Origin of the sequence: Geodermatophilus sp. Leaf369 (assembly GCF_001424455.1) — a bacterium.
GTDB lineage: Bacteria > Actinomycetota > Actinomycetes > Mycobacteriales > Geodermatophilaceae > Klenkia.
On the sequence record NZ_LMQA01000004.1, the window covers coordinates 535,817 to 553,006 of the forward strand.

Annotated in this window: 17 protein-coding genes; 6 read left to right on the forward strand and 11 right to left on the reverse strand. The window is 73.7% G+C overall.

Translation table 11 applies throughout. The features are described from left to right. Positions 1–2: 2 nt before the first annotated feature. Entirely contained in the window at positions 3–650 is a 648-nt protein-coding gene (locus ASG36_RS22080) for a hypothetical protein (RefSeq protein WP_055767583.1), read from the reverse strand. A gap of 55 nt (positions 651–705) precedes the next feature. On the opposite strand from ASG36_RS22080, the gene ASG36_RS18875 reads away from it, so the two are divergent. Beyond that, positions 706–1,476: an SseB family protein gene (locus ASG36_RS18875; protein ID WP_055767586.1), complete on the forward strand. Its 771-nt coding sequence runs from the start codon at positions 706–708 to the stop codon at positions 1,474–1,476. A 7-nt stretch (positions 1,477–1,483) separates the two neighbouring features. Here ASG36_RS18875 and ASG36_RS18880 read toward each other — a convergent pair whose 3' ends face one another. After that, positions 1,484–1,816 (reverse strand): hypothetical protein, encoded by a 333-nt coding sequence (locus ASG36_RS18880; protein ID WP_055767589.1) that lies wholly within the window; start codon positions 1,814–1,816, stop codon positions 1,484–1,486. A 133-nt stretch (positions 1,817–1,949) separates the two neighbouring features. Here ASG36_RS18880 and ASG36_RS18885 point away from each other — a divergent pair, with 133 nt between their 5' ends. Both ASG36_RS18885 and ASG36_RS18890 read left to right on the forward strand, forming a co-directional pair. Further along, on the forward strand, positions 1,950–2,777 hold the full coding sequence (locus ASG36_RS18885) for a DUF1206 domain-containing protein (protein ID WP_055767592.1): 828 nt from the start codon (positions 1,950–1,952) through the stop codon (positions 2,775–2,777). Beyond that, entirely contained in the window at positions 2,774–3,658 is an 885-nt protein-coding gene (locus ASG36_RS18890) for a DUF1206 domain-containing protein (protein ID WP_055767595.1), read from the forward strand. Before ASG36_RS18885 ends, ASG36_RS18890 begins: the two co-directional genes overlap by 4 nt. Before the next feature lie 56 nt (positions 3,659–3,714). Here ASG36_RS18890 and ASG36_RS18895 read toward each other — a convergent pair whose 3' ends face one another. The 9 genes from ASG36_RS18895 to ASG36_RS18935 all read right to left on the reverse strand — a co-directional run bounded on the left by ASG36_RS18895 (position 3,715) and on the right by ASG36_RS18935 (position 13,385). Then, positions 3,715–5,043 (reverse strand): ABC transporter substrate-binding protein, encoded by a 1,329-nt coding sequence (locus ASG36_RS18895; protein ID WP_082523317.1) that lies wholly within the window; start codon positions 5,041–5,043, stop codon positions 3,715–3,717. Between the two features lie 84 nt (positions 5,044–5,127). Then, positions 5,128–6,294: a branched-chain amino acid ABC transporter permease gene (locus tag ASG36_RS18900; RefSeq protein WP_200944566.1), complete on the reverse strand. Its 1,167-nt coding sequence runs from the start codon at positions 6,292–6,294 to the stop codon at positions 5,128–5,130. Beyond that, entirely contained in the window at positions 6,291–7,178 is an 888-nt protein-coding gene (locus ASG36_RS18905) for a branched-chain amino acid ABC transporter permease (RefSeq protein WP_055767598.1), read from the reverse strand. Before ASG36_RS18905 ends, ASG36_RS18900 begins: the two co-directional genes overlap by 4 nt. Then, complete coding sequence (locus ASG36_RS18910; protein WP_055767601.1) at positions 7,175–9,052, reverse strand: long-chain fatty acid--CoA ligase; 1,878 nt, start codon at positions 9,050–9,052, stop codon at positions 7,175–7,177. The genes ASG36_RS18905 and ASG36_RS18910 overlap by 4 nt, the downstream gene beginning before the upstream one ends. Further along, positions 9,049–9,891: an ABC transporter ATP-binding protein gene (locus ASG36_RS18915; RefSeq protein WP_055767604.1), complete on the reverse strand. Its 843-nt coding sequence runs from the start codon at positions 9,889–9,891 to the stop codon at positions 9,049–9,051. Before ASG36_RS18915 ends, ASG36_RS18910 begins: the two co-directional genes overlap by 4 nt. Continuing rightward, entirely contained in the window at positions 9,888–10,673 is a 786-nt protein-coding gene (locus tag ASG36_RS18920; RefSeq protein WP_055767933.1) for an ABC transporter ATP-binding protein, read from the reverse strand. The genes ASG36_RS18915 and ASG36_RS18920 overlap by 4 nt, the downstream gene beginning before the upstream one ends. Before the next feature lie 166 nt (positions 10,674–10,839). Continuing rightward, a complete protein-coding gene (locus ASG36_RS18925) occupies positions 10,840–11,766 on the reverse strand; it encodes an alpha/beta hydrolase (protein ID WP_055767607.1) in 927 nt (308 codons plus the stop codon). A gap of 29 nt (positions 11,767–11,795) precedes the next feature. Further along, positions 11,796–12,140 carry an STAS domain-containing protein gene (locus ASG36_RS18930; protein ID WP_082523284.1) on the reverse strand — a complete coding sequence of 115 codons (345 nt, stop codon included), beginning with the start codon at positions 12,138–12,140 and terminating at the stop codon, positions 11,796–11,798. A gap of 117 nt (positions 12,141–12,257) precedes the next feature. After that, positions 12,258–13,385, reverse strand: a complete 1,128-nt coding sequence (locus tag ASG36_RS18935) for a 5-methyltetrahydropteroyltriglutamate--homocysteine S-methyltransferase (RefSeq protein ID WP_055767614.1) — start codon at positions 13,383–13,385, stop codon at positions 12,258–12,260. 57 nt (positions 13,386–13,442) lie between these two features. Between ASG36_RS18935 and ASG36_RS18940 the strand changes: the two genes are divergently transcribed. The 3 genes from ASG36_RS18940 (at position 13,443) to ASG36_RS18950 (ending at position 17,161) form a co-directional block, all read left to right on the forward strand. Further along, positions 13,443–13,745 carry a hypothetical protein gene (locus ASG36_RS18940; protein WP_157498954.1) on the forward strand — a complete coding sequence of 101 codons (303 nt, stop codon included), beginning with the start codon at positions 13,443–13,445 and terminating at the stop codon, positions 13,743–13,745. 300 nt (positions 13,746–14,045) lie between these two features. After that, positions 14,046–15,548, forward strand: coding sequence for an aldehyde dehydrogenase family protein (locus tag ASG36_RS18945; protein WP_055767620.1), 1,503 nt, complete (start codon positions 14,046–14,048; stop codon positions 15,546–15,548). Next, positions 15,545–17,161, forward strand: a complete 1,617-nt coding sequence (locus ASG36_RS18950) for a GMC family oxidoreductase (RefSeq protein WP_055767623.1) — start codon at positions 15,545–15,547, stop codon at positions 17,159–17,161. The genes ASG36_RS18945 and ASG36_RS18950 overlap by 4 nt, the downstream gene beginning before the upstream one ends. The last annotated feature ends 29 nt before the right edge of the window (positions 17,162–17,190 follow it).

Sequence of the window (17,190 nt, forward strand, 5' to 3'; positions counted from 1 at the left end):
GGTCAGCCGCGCTGCAGGCCCCCGCAGCCACCGGCGCCGCACGCGCAACCGCCGCACCCGGCCGGAGCGACCGGCTCCGGGGTCGCGGCGACGCGGCGCACCGCGAGGGCGGCCAGCCCGGTGAGCACACCGAGCACGGCGGCGGCCACGCCCACCGCGACGACGGCCGACGCGGTCAGCCAGGCGGGGCCGGCGAGCACGGTGCCGACCGCGAGGGCGGCCACGGCGAGCCCGGAGGCGAGCAGGGCACGGGTGCGGCGGGCGGCGTCGGCCCGGGCCACCAGGGCGCCGAGGGCGAGGACGAGCAGGGCCACGCAGGCCCACCCGGCGACCGGGGACGGGAACAGCGCCAGGCCGATGCCGACCAGCCCGGCCCAGGCAGCACCGGCGCCGACGACGGCGGCCTGCCGGTCTACCAGGCCGGCGCGACCGGCCCGCAGCGCGGTCACCCCGCGGACCACGCCGAGCGCACCGACCCCGGCCAGCAGCACCCGGGCGCCACCGCCGGCCCACAGGACCGCGGTCAGCCCGAGCAGGACGAGGAGGCCGCCCTGGGCCACCAGCCACGGCCAGGACCGGCGGGCCTGGGCCGGGGAGTCCGTCGCCGCGGGGGTGGCGGCAGGGGTGGGGCGCTGGGCAGACGTCGTCACCGCCCCAGTGTCCCCCATCCGACGGCGCGGCCGGGCCGGGGCAGACTCGACCGCGATGCCCGACCCCGAGAGCGCCCCCGTGCCCGACGTCCGCAACCGGCACGCCCAGCAGGCCCTGGCCGCCTTCGAGGCCTCCCGGGACCGGCAGCACTGGGTGCTCGCCGTCCGCACCCTGCTGCAGGGCCGGCTGCTCACCGACGTCACGCGCGCCGTCCGCGACCCCGACGACGGTGCACCGTTCTCCATCAGCGGCGGGCAGGCCACCGACGGCTCCCCGGTGGCCTTCGCCTACACCGACCTGGCCGCGGTGGTCGCCCACACCGGGGTGGCCGCACCCGAGGTCGTGGCCCCCACCGCGGTCGGTGTGCTGGACCTGGTCACCCGCGCACCCGGCACCGGCCTGGCCGTCGACCCGGCCGGGGCGTGCCTGGTCCTGGGGCCCGCCGAGCTGGCGGCGGTGCTGCGCGGACGACGCAACACCCCGGTCAAGGAGGCGCTGGTGGTCGGCGACCACGAGCTGCTGCTGCGCGTGCTGGGCCACCAGCTCGACGACGACGACGCGGTGCTCCTGGAGGCCGTCACCGCCCCCCGCGAGGGCTCCCCGGTGCTGACGGCCCGGCTGCCCGACGGGCGGGCCGCGGCGCTGGCGTTCACCTCGTCCCTGGAGGTCGAGGCGGTCCTCCCCGGGTCGGCGTCCGCGGTCCGACCCCTCCGGGTGTTCCTGCAGCGGGTGCTCGACGACGGCCGCCCCGGCCTGGTGCTGGACCCGGCCGGCCCCTCGGCGACGCTCACCCCCGCTGACCTGCGCCGCGTCCTGGGCGGTTGAGCAGGACTCAGCCGCGCCGGGGACGCCCCGCGGTGCGCACGGCCTGCTCGGCGGTGGGCACGTCCCCGTGCCGGGTGCAGGTCGCCAGCGCGTCGAGCTCGTTGGCGCCGTCGCGCCGGCCGCTGCTGTGCAGCCACCGGCGCCCTGCGCCGTCACCCCGGACCTCGACGGCGATCGGGCCCTGCGACCACGGGACGGCGTAGTGCACCCCGGTCTCGATGTCCGCCGCGACGTCGGCCACCTCGCGCGGCGACCAGTCCTGGTGGGCCCCGCCGCACACCGCCGTCAGCGCCCCGCCGGCGTCACGGTGGCAGCTGAAGACGAACCTGGTCGTGCGCACGGGCGTGCTCCGGCCTGCCGGGGAGCGGACGCCCGACCGGGAACCCGAGGGCACAGCGTCCCACGGCCCGGCGGGGCTGATGCCCGTGTGCCACGCTCCAGCGGCACCGGGGGAACGACGAGGAGGAGCCACCATGACCGCCCAGCAGAAGGCCCGGCAGGCCGGTGACTCCGACGCCCTCCAGCACCTGGCCCGGGTCGGGCTGCTCGCCTACGGCCTGGTCCACCTGCTCATCGCCTGGCTGGCCCTGCAGCTGGCCTGGGGCGGCGGGGGCGGGTCGGCCGACCAGTCCGGCGCGCTGCAGACCCTGGCCGAGGAGCCGTTCGGCACCCCGCTGCTGTGGGTGCTCGGCCTCGGACTGATCGCCCTGGCGCTCTGGCAGGCCGCCTCCGTGCTGCCCTTCCTCGGCCGGCTCGGCGGCGCGGGAGACGCGAGGAAGAAGGCCGTCGTCGGCATCGTGAAGTGCGTGGCCAAGGTGGTCGTCTACGGCTTCCTGGCCGTCAGCGCGCTGCGCTTCGCCACCGGCAGCGGGTCCTCGAGCTCTGGGGACCAGCAGCAGGCCACCGCCGGGGTCTTCGGGCTGCCCGGCGGGCGGTACCTGGTCGGGCTCGGTGCGCTCGTCGTCATCGGCGTGGGTGTCTACCAGGTGGTCAAGGGCCTGAAGGGCTCCTTCATGAAGGAGATCGACACCGCCGACGCGCCCGCGCAGCAGGTCCGCGTGGTCGAGCGGCTCGGTCGGGTCGGCTACGTCGCCAAGGGCATCGCGTTCGTCGTGGTCGGCGGGCTGCTCGGCTACGCCGCGGTCACGGTCGACCCGTCGCAGTCCACCGGCCTGGACGGCGCGATGCACACCGTGCTGGAGGCCCCCTTCGGGCAGGGGCTGCTGACCCTGGTGGCGCTGGGCATCGCCGCGTTCGGTGTCTTCTGCTTCTTCCGCGCCCGGTACCCGCAGCGGTCGTGACCGGCACCGCTCCCCCGCTCCGCCGGGTGCTCAGCACGGTCCTGCGGGCCGTCCGGCACGCCCGCGAGGTCACCGACCACCCGTGGCTCGAGCGCCTGGCCCGGATCGGGCTGATCGCGTACGCCCTCATGCACTTCACCATCGGCTGGCTGGCGTTCACCGTGGCCTGGCGGATCAACCCCGACGCCGCGGACGCCGACCAGGCCGGGGCGCTGCGCACCCTGGGCTCGAGCCCCGGCGGGCTGGTGCTGCTCTGGGTGCTCGGCCTGGGCCTGCTGAGCCTGGCGGTCTGGCAGGCCGGGGAGGTGCTCCGGTGGTGGACCGGGCTGCTGGACCCCGAGCACCGCGCGAAGGCCGCCTTCGTCTGCGCGAAGTGCCTGGCCAAGGCCGGGGTGTACGGGTTCTTCGCCGTCCTCGCGCTGGTCTTCGCCGTCGGCGCCGAGTACGACGCCGCGGAGAACACCCAGGACCTCACCGACGACGTGCTGGGCGTGCCGCTGGGCAACTGGCTGGTGGGCGCCGTCGGCCTCGTCGTCATCGGCGTGGGCGGGTACCTGGTGCTGCGCGGGATCACCGGCGGCTTCATGAAGGACGTCGACCTCGACGCCGCCCCCGATCGCTACGAGCCGACCATCGAGGGCCTGGGCCGGGTCGGCTACGTGGCCAAGGGGGTCGCCTTCGGCGTCGCCGGCGGGCTGGTGGTCTTCGCCGCGGTCACCTCCGACGTGTCCACCGCGACCGGGCTGGACGGCGCGATCAACGCCATCGGCTCGGTCCCCACCGGACAGTGGCTGCTCACCGCGGTCGCCCTGGGCTTCGCCGCCTTCGGCGTCTACGCCCTGGCCCGGGCCCGCTACCCCGACCGCGACCCCTCCAGCTGACAGCACTGCGGCCGGCCTCCCGAGGGAGACCGGCCGCAGCAGGGGGTGCCGGTGGATCAGCCGAGGTCGATCGCCTCGTAGCAGGGCTCGGTGAACTCGTAGCCCTCGGCGGTCGAGCCCTCCAGGTCGGCCTCGGCCACCGTGACGCCGGTGGAGGCGTCCGCGCTGACGTCGGAGAGCTGGGTGGTGCGGACCGCAGCGGCGTCCCCGCCGTTGGCGTAGTTGCCCGACCCCTCGGGGAGGATGCCCTCGTAGTCGACCGACTCGAGCGCGGCCGACGCGGTGGCCAGACCCTCACGGGTCAGGTCGCCGGAGTCCGCAGCAGCCTCGAGGGCGGCCTTCATCGGGTAGGACCAGACCCAGCCGGACAGGAAGAACTCGTTGGGCGTGGTGTCGCCGGCAGCCTCACGCATGGCCTCGTGGCCGGGGCTGTCGGTGTCCCAGGGGCCCCACGGCCCGAGCAGCTGGTAGCTGGCGGTCAGCGCCGGCGCGGCCGGGCTCTGCAGCAGGGCGACGTTCCAGGTGGGCGAGGAGCCCAGGAAGCGGCCCTGGAAACCGGCGGCGACGGACTGGCCGACGATCGTGGCCATGTCGGCCGGGCCGGTGGAGACCACGACGACGTCGGGCTGCTGGTCGACGATGGCGGCCACGGCGGCGGACTGGTTGTCGGTGCCAGCGGTGGTCTCCACGTTGGCGAAGTCCAGGCCGTTGGCCTCGGCGGCGACCGACGCTCCGGCGGCGGCGTCCCCGCCGTAGTCACCGGCGTAGTGCACGGCCATCACCGACTCCGCGGAGTAGGTCTCGGCCGCGTAGTCCACGCCGTTCATGGCCTCGGCGCAGTAGGTCGGGCCGGACTCCAGGATGACGTCCTGGAAGAGGTACAGGGAGGTCCAGCCGGCCGGCGCCGCGACGATGTCCTCGGCGGCCAGGTCCTCCACGATCGAGGCGGTGGGGGGCGACCCGAGGGTCTGCGCCAGGCCCAGGATGTCGGGCTTGATCTCCTGGTAGACCTGGTTGGTGACCTGCGGGTTGTACTGGTTGTCCCGCACGTACTCGCTGACGTTGACGTCGTAGCCGCCGATGCCGCCGTCCTCGTTGACCCGGTTCCAGAACGCCTCCTGGCCGGCGACGATCGTCGGGCCGGCAGCGGCGAAGGGGCCGACGGTGAGGTCGGAGAGCGTGCCGAGGTAGATGCACCCGTTGTCCGGGTTCACCGCCTCCGGGCAGGGGTCGCTGGTGACGCCGACGTCGGTGGCGATGCTGCCGCCCTCGCCGCCCCCGCCGTCAGCAGGGTCCTCGCTGCCGCCGCGGCAACCCGCGGCGAAGACCGCGAGGCCGGCCAGGGAGGCCGCCGCCACCCGCCGGCGTGTGGTGGTGCTGCTCATCTGTCGTGCTCCCTTCGTGCCGGCGTCGGTGCCGGTCGGGTGACCCACCCGTCGTCGTCGACGGGCGGGAGTTCTGGGTGGCCGTCAGTAGCTGAAGGGCCAGGACTTCCAGTAGTTCCGGGCTCGGACCCACACGCCGAACAGGCCGCGGGGCTCGAAGATCAGGAAGGCCACGATGAGCAACCCGTAGAGCAGCGTCTCCACCTGGAAGACGTTGGGGAACTCGGTGGCCGAGGAGGAGAGGAAGGGCAGGTACTCGGGCAGCTCGCGGGTCAGCCGGGGCAGGATCGCGATGAAGAAGGCGCCCATGATCGAGCCGGAGATCGTCGCGACACCGCCGATCAGCACCATGGCCACGAACTGCACGCTGACCAGCAGGCCGAACGAGCTGGGGTCCAGGTAGCCCGAGATCGAGTACAGCAGCGCCCCGGCGCACCCGGCGTAGAAGCCGGAGATCACGAACGCCAGCCGCTTGGCCTTGCGGACGTCGACCCCGGTCACCTCCGCGGCGATGTCCCGGTCGCGGACGGCGGCGAAGCTGCGGCCGATCGCCGAGCGGGCGATGTTGCGGCCCAGCAGCGCGAAGAGCACCAGCAGCGCCGTCATCAGCAGGTACATCTGCTGGTCGGCGCTGAACGCGTCGGTGGACCGGGAGAGGTCCACCCCGAACAGCACCGGGTCCGCGGCCGGCCGGCCCACGCCGACACCGCCGGTGACCGCGTCCCACTCGCGGAACACGTGCTCACCGAGGAAGACCAGACCCAGGGTCACGATCGCCAGGTAGAGCCCCCGCAGCCGGGAGGCCAGCGGTGCGACGACCAGCCCGACCAGCGCCGCCATCGCGCCACCGGCCAGCAGCCACACCGGGATGAACGTGATGCCGAACCCGTAGAGGTCCTCGTCGCCGGTCTCCCCGCTGACCACGGCCGCGGTGTAGGCACCGATGCCGAGGAAGAAGGCGTGCCCGAGGCTGACCTGCCCGGCGTACCCGGTGACCAGGTTGAGCCCGATCGCCCCGATCGCGAGCACCGCGCCGGTGGCCAGCAGCCGCAGCAGCTCGTCCTCCAGCACGAAGGGCAGCAGCAGGGCCACGACCAGCAGGACGGCCAGTGCGGCCTTCTTGGCACCGGTGTTGAGCAGTGCCATGTCCTGGCCGTAACCGGTGTACATGGCCGGGCGGCCCCAGGGGCGCCGCCCCTTGGCCGGGGCGGGCGTCGCACGCTCCGCCGGACGGTTCTCGAGCGCGGTCACACGCGTTCCACCTCTCGGGTGCCGAACAGCCCGTAGGGCTTCACCAGCAGGACGACCAGCAGCAGGACGTACGGGGAGACCAGCGAGAAGTTCTGCCCGAGCCAGGGCAGGTACTCCCCCTGGTAGCTGGCGAAGAAGGACTCCACGATCCCGACGAGCAGGCCGCCCACGACGGCGCCCTCGATGGAGTCCAGGCCGCCGATGATGATCGCCGGCAACGCCTTGAGCGCGATGACCCAGGTGGACTGGTCCACCCCGCCGCCGGCGCCCACGAAGGCCCCGGCGACCGCGGCGAGACCACCGGCCATCGCCCAGGCCAGTGCGGTCATCGCACCGACCGAGACCCCCTGCACCAGTGCGGTCTCCTGGTCCAGCGAGGCCGCCCGCATGGCCAGCCCGTAGCGGCTGTACCGGAAGAAGGCGAACAGCGCCCCGACCACCACGACCAGCACCACGACCATCGCGATGTAGCGCTCCTGCACCGGCAGCCCGGCGACGTCGACGGTGTTCAGCCCCCACGGGTCACCGACGTTGCGCACGTCGGGGCCGATGAAGACGTTCACGACGACCCGGATCGCGATGTCCAGGCCCAGCGTGATGATCGCGACGACGAAGACCGGCCGGCCGATCATCGGGCGGATGGTGGTCCGCTCCAGCCCGAGGCCGAGCGCGGCGATGCCGATCGCGGCCAGCGGCACCGCGAGGTAGAAGCCGACCGGGCCGGCCAGGTAGCTGACCAGCACCGCCCCCGCCAGCATCAGCGCCGGCTGGGCGAAGCTGATCACCTTGGACGACTTGTAGATGATCACGAAGCTGACGGCGAGCATCGCGTAGATCGAGCCGAAGCCCAGTCCGCGGATGGTGGTCAGCAGGACGTCCCTCATCGGGCGGAACCTCTCGAGTACATCCCCTCGACGAGGGGACCGAAGCGCTCGGCGAGCGCGGAACGTCGGACCTTCTGGGTCGCGGTGAGCTCGCCGTCCTCGTGGTCGAGCAGCTTGGGCAGCAGCCGGAAGTCCTTGATCTGCTCGACGGTCGCGAGGTTCGCGTTCACCTCGTCGACCTGGGCCTGGACCAACGCGACGACCTCGGGCTTCTCGGTCAGGTCGCGGTAGGTGGTGAAGGAGATCTTGTTGCGCTGGGCCCAGTCGGAGACGGTGTCGGGCTCGATCCCGATCAGCGCCACGAGGTAGGGCCGGCGGTCGCCGATGACCACGGCCTCCTTGATCATCGGGCTCACCTTGACGGCGTTCTCGATCTCCGAGGGCGCGATGTTCTTGCCCCCGGCGGTGATCAGGATGTCCTTCATCCGGTCGGTGATCCGCAGCCGCCCGTCCTCGAGCACCCCGACGTCGCCGGTGTGCAGCCAACCGTCGGCGTCGACGGCCTCGGCGGTGGCGTCCGGGCGCTTCCAGTAGCCGAGGAAGGTGGCCGGCCCGCGGGTCAGCACCTCCCCGGTGGTCTCGTCGATGCGCAGCTCCACCGCGTCGTGCGGTTCGCCGACCGTGCCCAGCCGGATCCGGCCGGGGCGGTTGGCGGTGGCCGAGGCGGTGTTCTCGGTCATCCCGTAGACCTCGTGCACCGGCACGCCCAGGCCCATGAAGAACTGGAGGACGTCGGTGGCCACGGGGGCGGCACCGCACCCGGCCCAGCGCACCCGGCGCAGGCCCAGCCGGTCGCGCAGGGCCCGGACGACGAGCACCCAGGCGATCGCGTGCTGCACCCGGCTGGAGACCGTGTGCTTCCCCCCGGTGCGGGCCAGGGTCTCCCCCACCCGTCGCGCCAGGGCGAGCCCGGCGTTGCCGACGTTGCGCTTGAGCGGGCTGGCCGAGGCCTGCCGCACCTGCACGGTGGCCAGCAGCTTCTCCCAGATCCGCGGGACGGCGAAGAAGAAGGTCGGCTGGATCTCCCGGAGGTTCTCCGGGACGGTGTCGATCGACTCGGCGAAGTTCACCTGGATGCCGGTGGCGGCGTTGTTCCAGGTGGTGAAGATCCGCTCGGCGACGTGGCACAGCGGCAGGTAGCTCAGCGCCAGGTCGGCAGGACCCGCGGGCGGGTCGAGCAGGCCGCCGTCCCCGGTGAAGGAGGCGATCGTGGCCTCGGCGTTGGCCACCGAGAGCATCGCGCCCTTGGGCAGCCCGGTGGTGCCCGAGGTGTAGATCAGCGTCATCAGGTCCTCGGGCCGGGTGGCGGCCAGCGAGGCGTCGACGGCGTCGGGGTGCGCGGCCCGGTGCTCCCGGCCCATCGCCAGGAAGTCCTCCCAGTGCAGCAGCCGCGGGTCGGTGTACCGGCCGCGGATGCCGCGCGGGTCGAGGTAGACCAGGTGCTGCAGGTCCGGGGTGCGGTCGGCGACCTCGAGGGCCTTGTCCAGCTGCTCCTGGTCCTCGGCGACGAGCACCCGCGCACCGGAGTCGGCGAGCACGTGCACGACCTCGGCCGCGGGGTTGGTGGGGTAGAGCCCGACCGTGACCGCGCCGGCGGCGAGCGTGCCCAGGTCGGTCGACAGCCACTCGCGCCGGTTCTCCGACTGGATGGCGACGCGGTCGCCGCGCTCGACACCCAGGGCCATCAGCCCGTGGGCGACGTCCTGCACGTCGTCCCAGTACTCCGCCCAGGAGGTCTCCCGCCACAGGCCCAGCTGCTTGCTGCGCATGGCGACCCCGCGCGGGGTCTCCCGGGCGCGGTCACGGACCCGGGTGACGATGCTCGTCGTCGTCCCGGTCCGGCCGGTCGTCGTGGTGTCGACGGTGGTGGTCACGAGACCTCCTCGGTCACGGCCGACTCGTCGGCGGTCTTCTTGCGGCGTCCGCCGGTGTCGTGGTCCTCACCGAGGTAGGCCTTGATCACGTCGGGATCGCGCTGCACCTCGCGCGGGGTGCCGGTGGTGATCGGGACGCCGAAGTCCACGACCATGATCCGGTCGGCCAGGTCCATGACCAGGCCCATGTCGTGCTCGACCATGACCATCGAGATGGCCAGCTCGTCGCGGATGTCGAGGATGAACCGGGCCATGTCCTCGGTCTCCTCCAGGTTCATCCCGGCGACCGGCTCGTCCAGCAGGAGCAGGGTCGGCTCCATGGCCAGCGCACGGCCGAGCTCGACCCGCTTCTGGATCCCGTAGGGCAGCAGCCCGACCGGCATCCGGCGGTAGGAGGCGAGCTCCAGGAAGTCCACGATCTCCTCGACCGCGGCGCGGTCGCGCATCTCGCTCCTGCGGGCACGGCCGAACCACGCCGCGGCGCTGAAGACGCCGTAGGACACCTGGTGGGCCCGGCCCAGCATCAGGTTGTCCACCACGGTGAGGTTCTCGAAGAGCTCGATGTTCTGGAACGTGCGCGCCAGGCCCTTGCCGGCCAGCACGTGCGGGCGCTGACCGAGCACCTCCTCGCCGCGGAACCGCACCGAGCCCTCCTGGGGCCGGTACACCCCGGACAGGACGTTGAAGATCGAGGTCTTGCCCGCGCCGTTGGGGCCGATCACCGCGAACAGCTCCTGCTGCCCGACGGTGAAGGACACCCCGTTGATCGCCGTCACGCCCTTGAACCGCAGGGTGACGTCGCTGACCTCGAGCACGTTCTCGCTGACCGCGTGGGTCATGACAGCCACCGCTTCCGACGTCGGTAGTGCTTCACGTCGCGGAAGCTGCGTTCGGCGCCCTCGGCCCCCAGGCCGAGGTAGAACTCCTTGATGTCGTCGTCGTCGAGGAGCTCGGCGGCCGGCTTGTCCATCACGACCCGGCCGTTCTCCAGCACGTAGCCGTGCTCGGAGATCGACAGCGCCATCGAGGCGTTCTGCTCGACCAGCAGGACCGTCGTCCCCTGCTCGTTGATCGTGGTGATCAGGTCGCGGATGTTGGCCACCAGCTGCGGGGCCAGGCCCAGGCTCGGCTCGTCCAGGAGCAGGTAGCGCGGGTTGCTCATCAGCGCCCGGCCCATGGCCAGCATCTGCTGCTCGCCGCCGGAGAGGTAGCCCGCGGCCTGGGTGCGCCGCTCGAGCAGCCGGGGGAACAGCCCGTAGACCCGCTCCAGGTTGCCGGCGCGGTCCTTGGGCTTGGTGTGGGCGCCCACCCGGAGGTTCTCCTCGACGGAGAACTCCCCGAAGACGCGGCGGCCCTCGAGCACCTGGCTGACACCGCGGGCCACGACCTGCTGGGGGTCCAGGTGGTCGATGCGCTCGCCGTCGAGGGTGATCTGGCCGCGGGTGACCGCGCCGTGGTGGATGTCCAGGAGGCCGGACAGCGCCCGGAGCAGGGTCGTCTTGCCGGCGCCGTTGGCGCCCAGGAGGCCCACGACCTGTCCCTCCGGGACCTCGAGGCTCACCCCCCGGAGCACCAGCACGACGTCGTCGTAGACGACCTCGAGGTTGCTGACTGCGAGCACGTGCCGCCCTTCGTCGATGGAGGTCGCACGCACCGACGACGTGGTCTGCCTCACGTCCGTGGTGTGAGGGCGGACACTAGGTGGCAGCTGTGAACCAGCGGAAGGGTCGACGCGCCGTTCGGCATCCGGAGGGGTGTTTCGTTATCCGCCCGTTACCGACGGCCTGTCACCGGAGGGGCGGGAGCCGCCGGGCGGCGGTGGACACCCGCTCCAGGGCGTCCGCGCAGCCGGCGTCCAGGGCGACCAGGTGGGCGAACCCGTGCGGCACCCCGGCCAGGTCCAGGCGCGCCACCGGCACCCCGGCGTCGGCGAGCCCGGCGGCGTATGCGCCACCGGAGTCGCGCAGCGCATCGAGCTCGGCGGTGACCACCAGGGCCGGCGGGAGGCCGGCCAGCCCGCCCTCCAGCGGGCTGATCCGCGGGTCGGTCAGCGGGGTGCCACGCGGTACGTAGCCGCGGGTGTAGAAGCCCATGTCGGCCAGGGAGAGGAACGGTGAGGTCCCGTGCGCGGCCACCGAGGGCCAGTCGACCCCGGCGGCCACGGAGGGGTAGAGGAGCAGCTGGGCGGCCGGCTGCGGTCCCCCGGCGTCACGCAGCTGCTGGCAGGCCACCGCGGCGAGGTTGCCGCCGCCGCTGTCCCCGGCCACGACCACCCGGTCGGGGTCACCACCGAGCTCGGCGGCGTGCTCCAACGCCCAGCGCACCCCGGCGACGGCGTCCTCGACGGCAGCCGGGAACGGGTGCTCAGGGGCGCGGCGGAACTCCACCGAGACCACGACGGCGTCCAGCGCCTGTGCCAGTCGCGCGGTCAGCCCGGCGTACTCCCCCGCCGTGCCCACTGTCCAGCCGCCGCCGTGGCAGAACACCACGGTCGCCCCACCCGGTGCGGTCGGCCGCTGGCACAGCGCGGTCAGGCCGCCCCCGAGGTCGAGCTCCTCGGTCGCGACGTCCGGGGCCCCGGCGGTCCCGAGCGCCAGCAGCTCGGCGAACCGGGCCCGCGCGGCGTCCAGCCCGACCTCGCGGGCCGGCGGGGTGAGCAGGTGCCCGAACCGGGCGGCGAGGTCCTGCAGGGACGGGGGGAGGTCGGCGGTCACCGGCGCATCGTGGCGCACCGCGCCCGGCGTCAGTCGGGGGTGCGGGCCAGCACGTCCCACAGACCGGTCATCTGCAGCGGCCGGACGACGGCCCGGGTGTCGCCGACCCGCAGCAACACCACCCGGCCGCAGCGCAGGGCCTCCCGGTGCGCACGGGCCAGGGCGCAGAGACCGGCGGAGTCCAGGAAGGTCACCCGCCGCAGGTCGACGACGACCTCGGCGACACCGGGGCGGACCAGGGCCTCGGTGAGCGCGCCGGTCAGGCCGGGGGCGGTGGAGGAGTCGACGTCGCCGGAGACGACCACCAGCACCGAGGAGGTCGTCGAGGTCTCGACGTGCACGCGCATCGGCGGCGCGGGAGCGGGGACGGTCATGTGTCGGCCTTCGGGTGCGGGTCCCGTGGAGTGCCGGCTGTGGTCTCAACCGTTGGCGCAGAGGCTAGGTCGCGCTGACACCCCGTGTCCAGGCCCGCACGACCGGTCCGGACCGGGTCAGCCCCACACCTCCGCGGCCGTCTCCACGACCAGGGCGAGCTTGGCGATCTGCTCGTCCCGGGTCAGCGCGTTGCCCTCCACGGTCGAGGAGAACCCGCACTGCGGGGACAGCGCCAACTGCTCCAGCGGCACGTACCGGGCGGCCTCCTCGATGCGGCGCTTGAGGTCGTCCTTGCGCTCCAGCTCAGGCCGCTTGGTGGTGACCAGTCCGAGCACGACCCGCTTGCCCGGCGGGACGAAGCGCAGCGGCTCGAACCCCCCGGAGCGGGCGTCGTCGAACTCCAGGAAGAACCCGTCGACCTCCAGGCCGCCGAACAGCGCCTCGGCGACGAAGTCGTAGCCGCCCTCGGCCACCCAGGAGGAGCGGAAGTTGCCCCGGCACATGTGGGTGGTGACCGTCAGGCCCTCGGGCCGACCGGTCAGCGCGGCGTTGATCTGGGCGATGTACCGCTCGTGCTGGTGCTCGGCGTCCCGGCCCTGCCCGGCGAGCTCGGCCCGCTGCGCCGGGTCGTTGAGGTAGGCCAGCGAGGTGTCGTCGAGCTGCAGGTAGCGGCACCCCTGGGCGGCGATCCCGGCGACCTGCTGGCGGTAGGCCCCGGACAGGGCGTCCCAGAAGGAGTCCTCGTCGGGGTAGACGGCGGGATCGATCGCCGCCGCGCCGCCCCGGTAGTGGACCATCGAGGGCGAGGGGATCGTCAGCTTCGCCGTCTGCGCCGGCTGCACCGATCCCTGCAGGAACGCGAAGTCGTCGGCGAACACCGGCTCGTCGATCGAGAGCGGACCGTCCACCCGCAGCCCGGCCGGGGTGAAGTCGAGGGTGCCGTCGGCGTTCGTGAAGTGGACGGCGAGGTCCTGGTCGGCCTTCGAGATGCCGGTGATCGCGTAGATGAAGTCCATGTGCCAGGACGCCCGGCGGAACTCGCCGTCCGTGGCGGTCTGCAGCCCGACGTCGGCCTGCATCCGGACGACCTCGTCCACCGCCTCGTCCTCGACGGCCCGCAGCCCGTCGGCGTCCAGCTCCCCGGCGGCGAACCGGCCCCGGGCCTCGAGCAGGGACGGCGGTCGCAGCAGGCTCCCGACGTGGTCGGCGCGGAAGGGCGGACCGTCGGGCAGCGAGGTCGTCACCGGCCGATCCTCGCCCACCCCGCCGCCCGTCGCAGTCCCGGGCGGATACTCGGCCCCATGAGCAAGCGCGTGCTGACCGGTGCCGGCGTCTGGGCGCTGGCCGTCCTCGGCGGCTACCTCCTCGACCCGATCCTGGGCACCGCCGTGCTGGTCTTCGGCGGCATCCTGCTGGTCGTGTCGTTCCTGGGCAGCACCGGGAGGAGCACCACCTTCGAGGAGCGCGAGCTGGCCCGGGCCCGCAAGCGGGCGGCCTCCCGCGAGGCGAACGCGGGCAAGCGGGCCAAGGACAAGCTGCGCTACGAGGCCGAGCAGGCGCGCAAGGCCAAGCGGGCGGCCAAGAGGTCCGCGAAGACCGGGTGACCCCTCTGCCCCGTCATCCCGGGACGAGGACGGCGACGGGTGCGGCCGGTGGCGGGTCCGGCGCACCCCCACCGGTGGGCGGCGCCGCTGCGCGCGGTGTTCCCGGGCGTACCGCCTGAGCCACCTGGCTCGGTCCCCACCCGCTCGGCCACCGCATCGCGCCCACCCCCGTCGTCGCCTGCGACCGCAGCGTGCCGCATGCGGACGGACTTGTTCCGCAACGTCACCCACGTGGGGGCACCGTGGGGGCGTCCGTCGCCGCCCTACTGGCGGGTAACAACCGGGGTACTCTCCCGCGGCATGACCCTGGTCGAACCGTCGGTCGGCAGCGCTGCCGAGACGTTCCGCTCCACGAACCCCGCCTCCGGCACCCTGGTCGCCGAGTTCCCGGTCGCCGACGAGGCCGCGGTGACCGCCGCCGTCGCCCGCGCCCGGGTGGCGGCCGCGGCGTGGGCCGCGCTCGGGTTCGACGGGCGCAAGGAGCGGCTGGCCGCGTACCGGGGGTACCTCGCCCGCCGGATGCACGAGCTCGCCGACCTGGTGCACCGGGAGAACGGCAAGCCGCACGCCGACGCCGTCCTGGAGATCACCCTGGCGGTGGACCACCTGGCCTGGGCCGGCGCGCACGCCCGGAAGACCCTCGGACCCCGGTCGGTCCACCCCGGGCTGCTCGCAGCCAACCACCAGGCGGTGCTGGAGTACCAGCCCCTCGGCGTGGTCGGCGTCATCGGCCCGTGGAACTACCCGGTGTTCACCCCGATGGGCTCGATCGCCTACGCCCTCGCCGCCGGCAACGCCGTCGTGTTCAAGCCCAGCGAGTTCACCCCGGCGATCGGCGCGTGGCTCGCGGAGGCGTGGTCGGCCGCCGTCCCCGACGCCCCCGACGCCCTGCAGGTGGTGACCGGCCTCGGCCCGACCGGCACCGCGCTCTGCCGCGCCGGCGTCGGCAAGATCGCCTTCACCGGCTCGGCCGCCACCGGCCGGAAGGTCATGGCCACCTGCGCCGAGACCCTCACCCCCGTGCTGATGGAGTGCGGCGGCAAGGACGCGATGATCGTCGACGACGACGCCGACGTGGCCGCCGCGGCGGACGCCGCCGTCTGGGGTGCGATGAGCAACGCCGGGCAGACCTGCATCGGGATCGAGCGGGTCTACGCCACCGCCGCCGTCTACGACTCCTTCGTCGCCGCGGTCACCGACCAGGTCGCCGCGCTGCGCCCGGGTTCGGACGACGGTGCCTCCTACGGCCCGATGACCATGCCGTCCCAGACGGAGGTCGTGCAGCGGCACCTGGACGACGCGGCCGCCACCGGCGGTCGGGCCGTGGTCGGCGGCAGCGTGGACGGCGGGTACGTGGCCCCCACCGTGCTGCTGGACGTGCCCGAGACCTCGTCGGCGGTGCAGGAGGAGACCTTCGGCCCGACGATCACGATCACCCGGGTGGCCGACGCCGAGCAGGCGCTGGAGCTGGCCAACGGCACGTCGCTCGGGCTGGGCGGCTCGGTGTTCGCGGGCTCCGCGAAGCGCGGCATGGACCTGGCCCGCCGGATGCGCAGCGGGATGACCAGCGTCAACTCGGTGATCACGTTCGCCTCGGTGCCGGCGCTGCCCTTCGGTGGGGTCGGGGAGAGCGGCTTCGGCCGGATCCACGGCGAGGACGGGCTGCGCGAGTTCACCCGGGCCAAGGCGATCACCCGCCAGCGCTTCCCGCTCCCGGTGGCGCTGATGAGCTTCGGACGACCCGCGAAGGCCGCCGACGCCCTCGCCCGGGTCATGGGCCTGGTGCACGGACGGCACCGGTGACCTCCTCGTTCGACGTCGTCGTGGTCGGCGCCGGGTCGGCCGGCTGCGCGCTGGCCGGCCGGCTGAGCGAGGACCCGGCGCTGTCGGTGCTGCTGCTGGAGGCCGGCGGGTCCGACGACGTGCTCGAGGTGCAGGTCCCGGCCGCCCTCTACAAGACCTTCCGCACCCGGCGGGACTGGAACTACGCCACCGAGCCGCAGCCCGCCGCTGCCGGCCGGTCGCTGTTCTGGCCGCGCGGCAAGCTGCTGGGCGGGTCCAGCTCGATCAACGCGATGATCTACATCCGGGGCGCGGCCGCCGACTACGACGCGTGGGCCGCACGCACCGGCGACCCCTCGTGGTCCTACGAGCAGGTGCTGCCGCTGTTCCGCCGGATGGAGGACAACGGCCGCGGCGCCGACGACTTCCACGGCGTGGGCGGCCCGCTGCGGGTGGAGGACCCCCGCTCCCCGCACCCGTGGTCGCGCGCGGTCGTGGAGTCCGCGGTGGCCGCCGGGTACCCGCGCAACCCGGACTTCAACGGGGCCCGGCAGGAGGGCGCCGGGCTGTACCAGCTGACCCAGAAGCGCGGCCGCCGCTGGTCGACCGCCGACGCCTACCTCCGGCCGGCGCTGCACCGGCCCAACCTGACCGTGCGGACCGGCGCCCAGGTCACCCGGGTGCTGCTGGACGGGTCGCGCGCCACCGGCGTCGAGTACCTCTCCGGCGGGCAGCGGCACGCGGTCCACGCCGAGGAGGTGCTGCTGTCCGGCGGTGCGATCAACTCCCCGCAGCTGCTGATGCTCTCGGGCATCGGACCGGCCGACCACCTGCGCGACGTGGGCGTGGAGGTGGCGCACGACCTGCCCGGCGTCGGCAGGGGCCTGCAGGACCACCCGCTGGTGCCGACCATCTGGCACGTCCGGGAGGGCCGCTCGCTGTTCCGCGGCGAGTCCCCGGCCGGCTACGCGCAGTGGTTCGCCCGCCGCCGTGGGCCGCTGACGTCCAACCTGGCCGAGGCCGGGCTCTACACCCGCTCGTCCCCCGAGCTGGCCGAGCCCGACCTGCAGTTCCACTTCCTGCCGGTGAAGTACTGGCAGCAGGCCCGGGTCGACCCCGACGTCGACGCGTTCACCGCCTGCGCCGTGCTGGTCGACGTGCACTCCCGCGGCTCGGTACGGCTGCGCTCGGCCGACCCCACCTGGGCCCCGGCCATCGACGCCGGGTACCTCACCGACGACCGGGATCTCGAGGCGCTGGTCACCGGGGTGCAGAAGGCCCGCGAGATCGCCTCGGTCGGCCCGCTGGCCGGGGTGCTCGCCGAGGAGTGGTCCCCCGGCGGCACCGTGTCCAGCCGGGAGGGGCTGCGCGACGCCGTCCGCCAGACCCTGGAGTCGCTGTACCACCCGGTGTCCTCGGCCCGGATGGGCACCGACGACCAGTCCGTCGTCGACCCCGAGCTGCGGGTGCACGGCATCGACGGCCTGCGCGTCGTCGACGCCTCGGTCATGCCGACCCTGGTCCGCGGCAACACCAACGCCCCGACGATCATGATCGCCGAACGCGGCGCGGACCTGGTCCGCGCCGCCCTGGGCTCGCGCGTCCCGGCCCGCAGCGTGGACCAGGTCTCCTGATCAAGAACTGTCCTCCCTCAGCAACGTTG

Coding starts and splice junctions, on each gene's coding strand:
- ASG36_RS18875 (WP_055767586.1), top strand. CDS start 706: ATGCCCGACCCCGAGAGCGCCCCCGTGCCCGACGTCCGCAACCGGCAC.
- ASG36_RS18885 (WP_055767592.1), top strand. CDS start 1,950: ATGACCGCCCAGCAGAAGGCCCGGCAGGCCGGTGACTCCGACGCCCTC.
- ASG36_RS18895 (WP_082523317.1), bottom strand. CDS start 5,043: ATGAGCAGCACCACCACACGCCGGCGGGTGGCGGCGGCCTCCCTGGCC.
- ASG36_RS18905 (WP_055767598.1), bottom strand. CDS start 7,178: ATGAGGGACGTCCTGCTGACCACCATCCGCGGACTGGGCTTCGGCTCG.
- ASG36_RS18915 (WP_055767604.1), bottom strand. CDS start 9,891: ATGACCCACGCGGTCAGCGAGAACGTGCTCGAGGTCAGCGACGTCACC.
- ASG36_RS18930 (WP_082523284.1), bottom strand. CDS start 12,140: ATGACCGTCCCCGCTCCCGCGCCGCCGATGCGCGTGCACGTCGAGACC.
- ASG36_RS18940 (WP_157498954.1), top strand. CDS start 13,443: ATGAGCAAGCGCGTGCTGACCGGTGCCGGCGTCTGGGCGCTGGCCGTC.
- ASG36_RS18945 (WP_055767620.1), top strand. CDS start 14,046: ATGACCCTGGTCGAACCGTCGGTCGGCAGCGCTGCCGAGACGTTCCGC.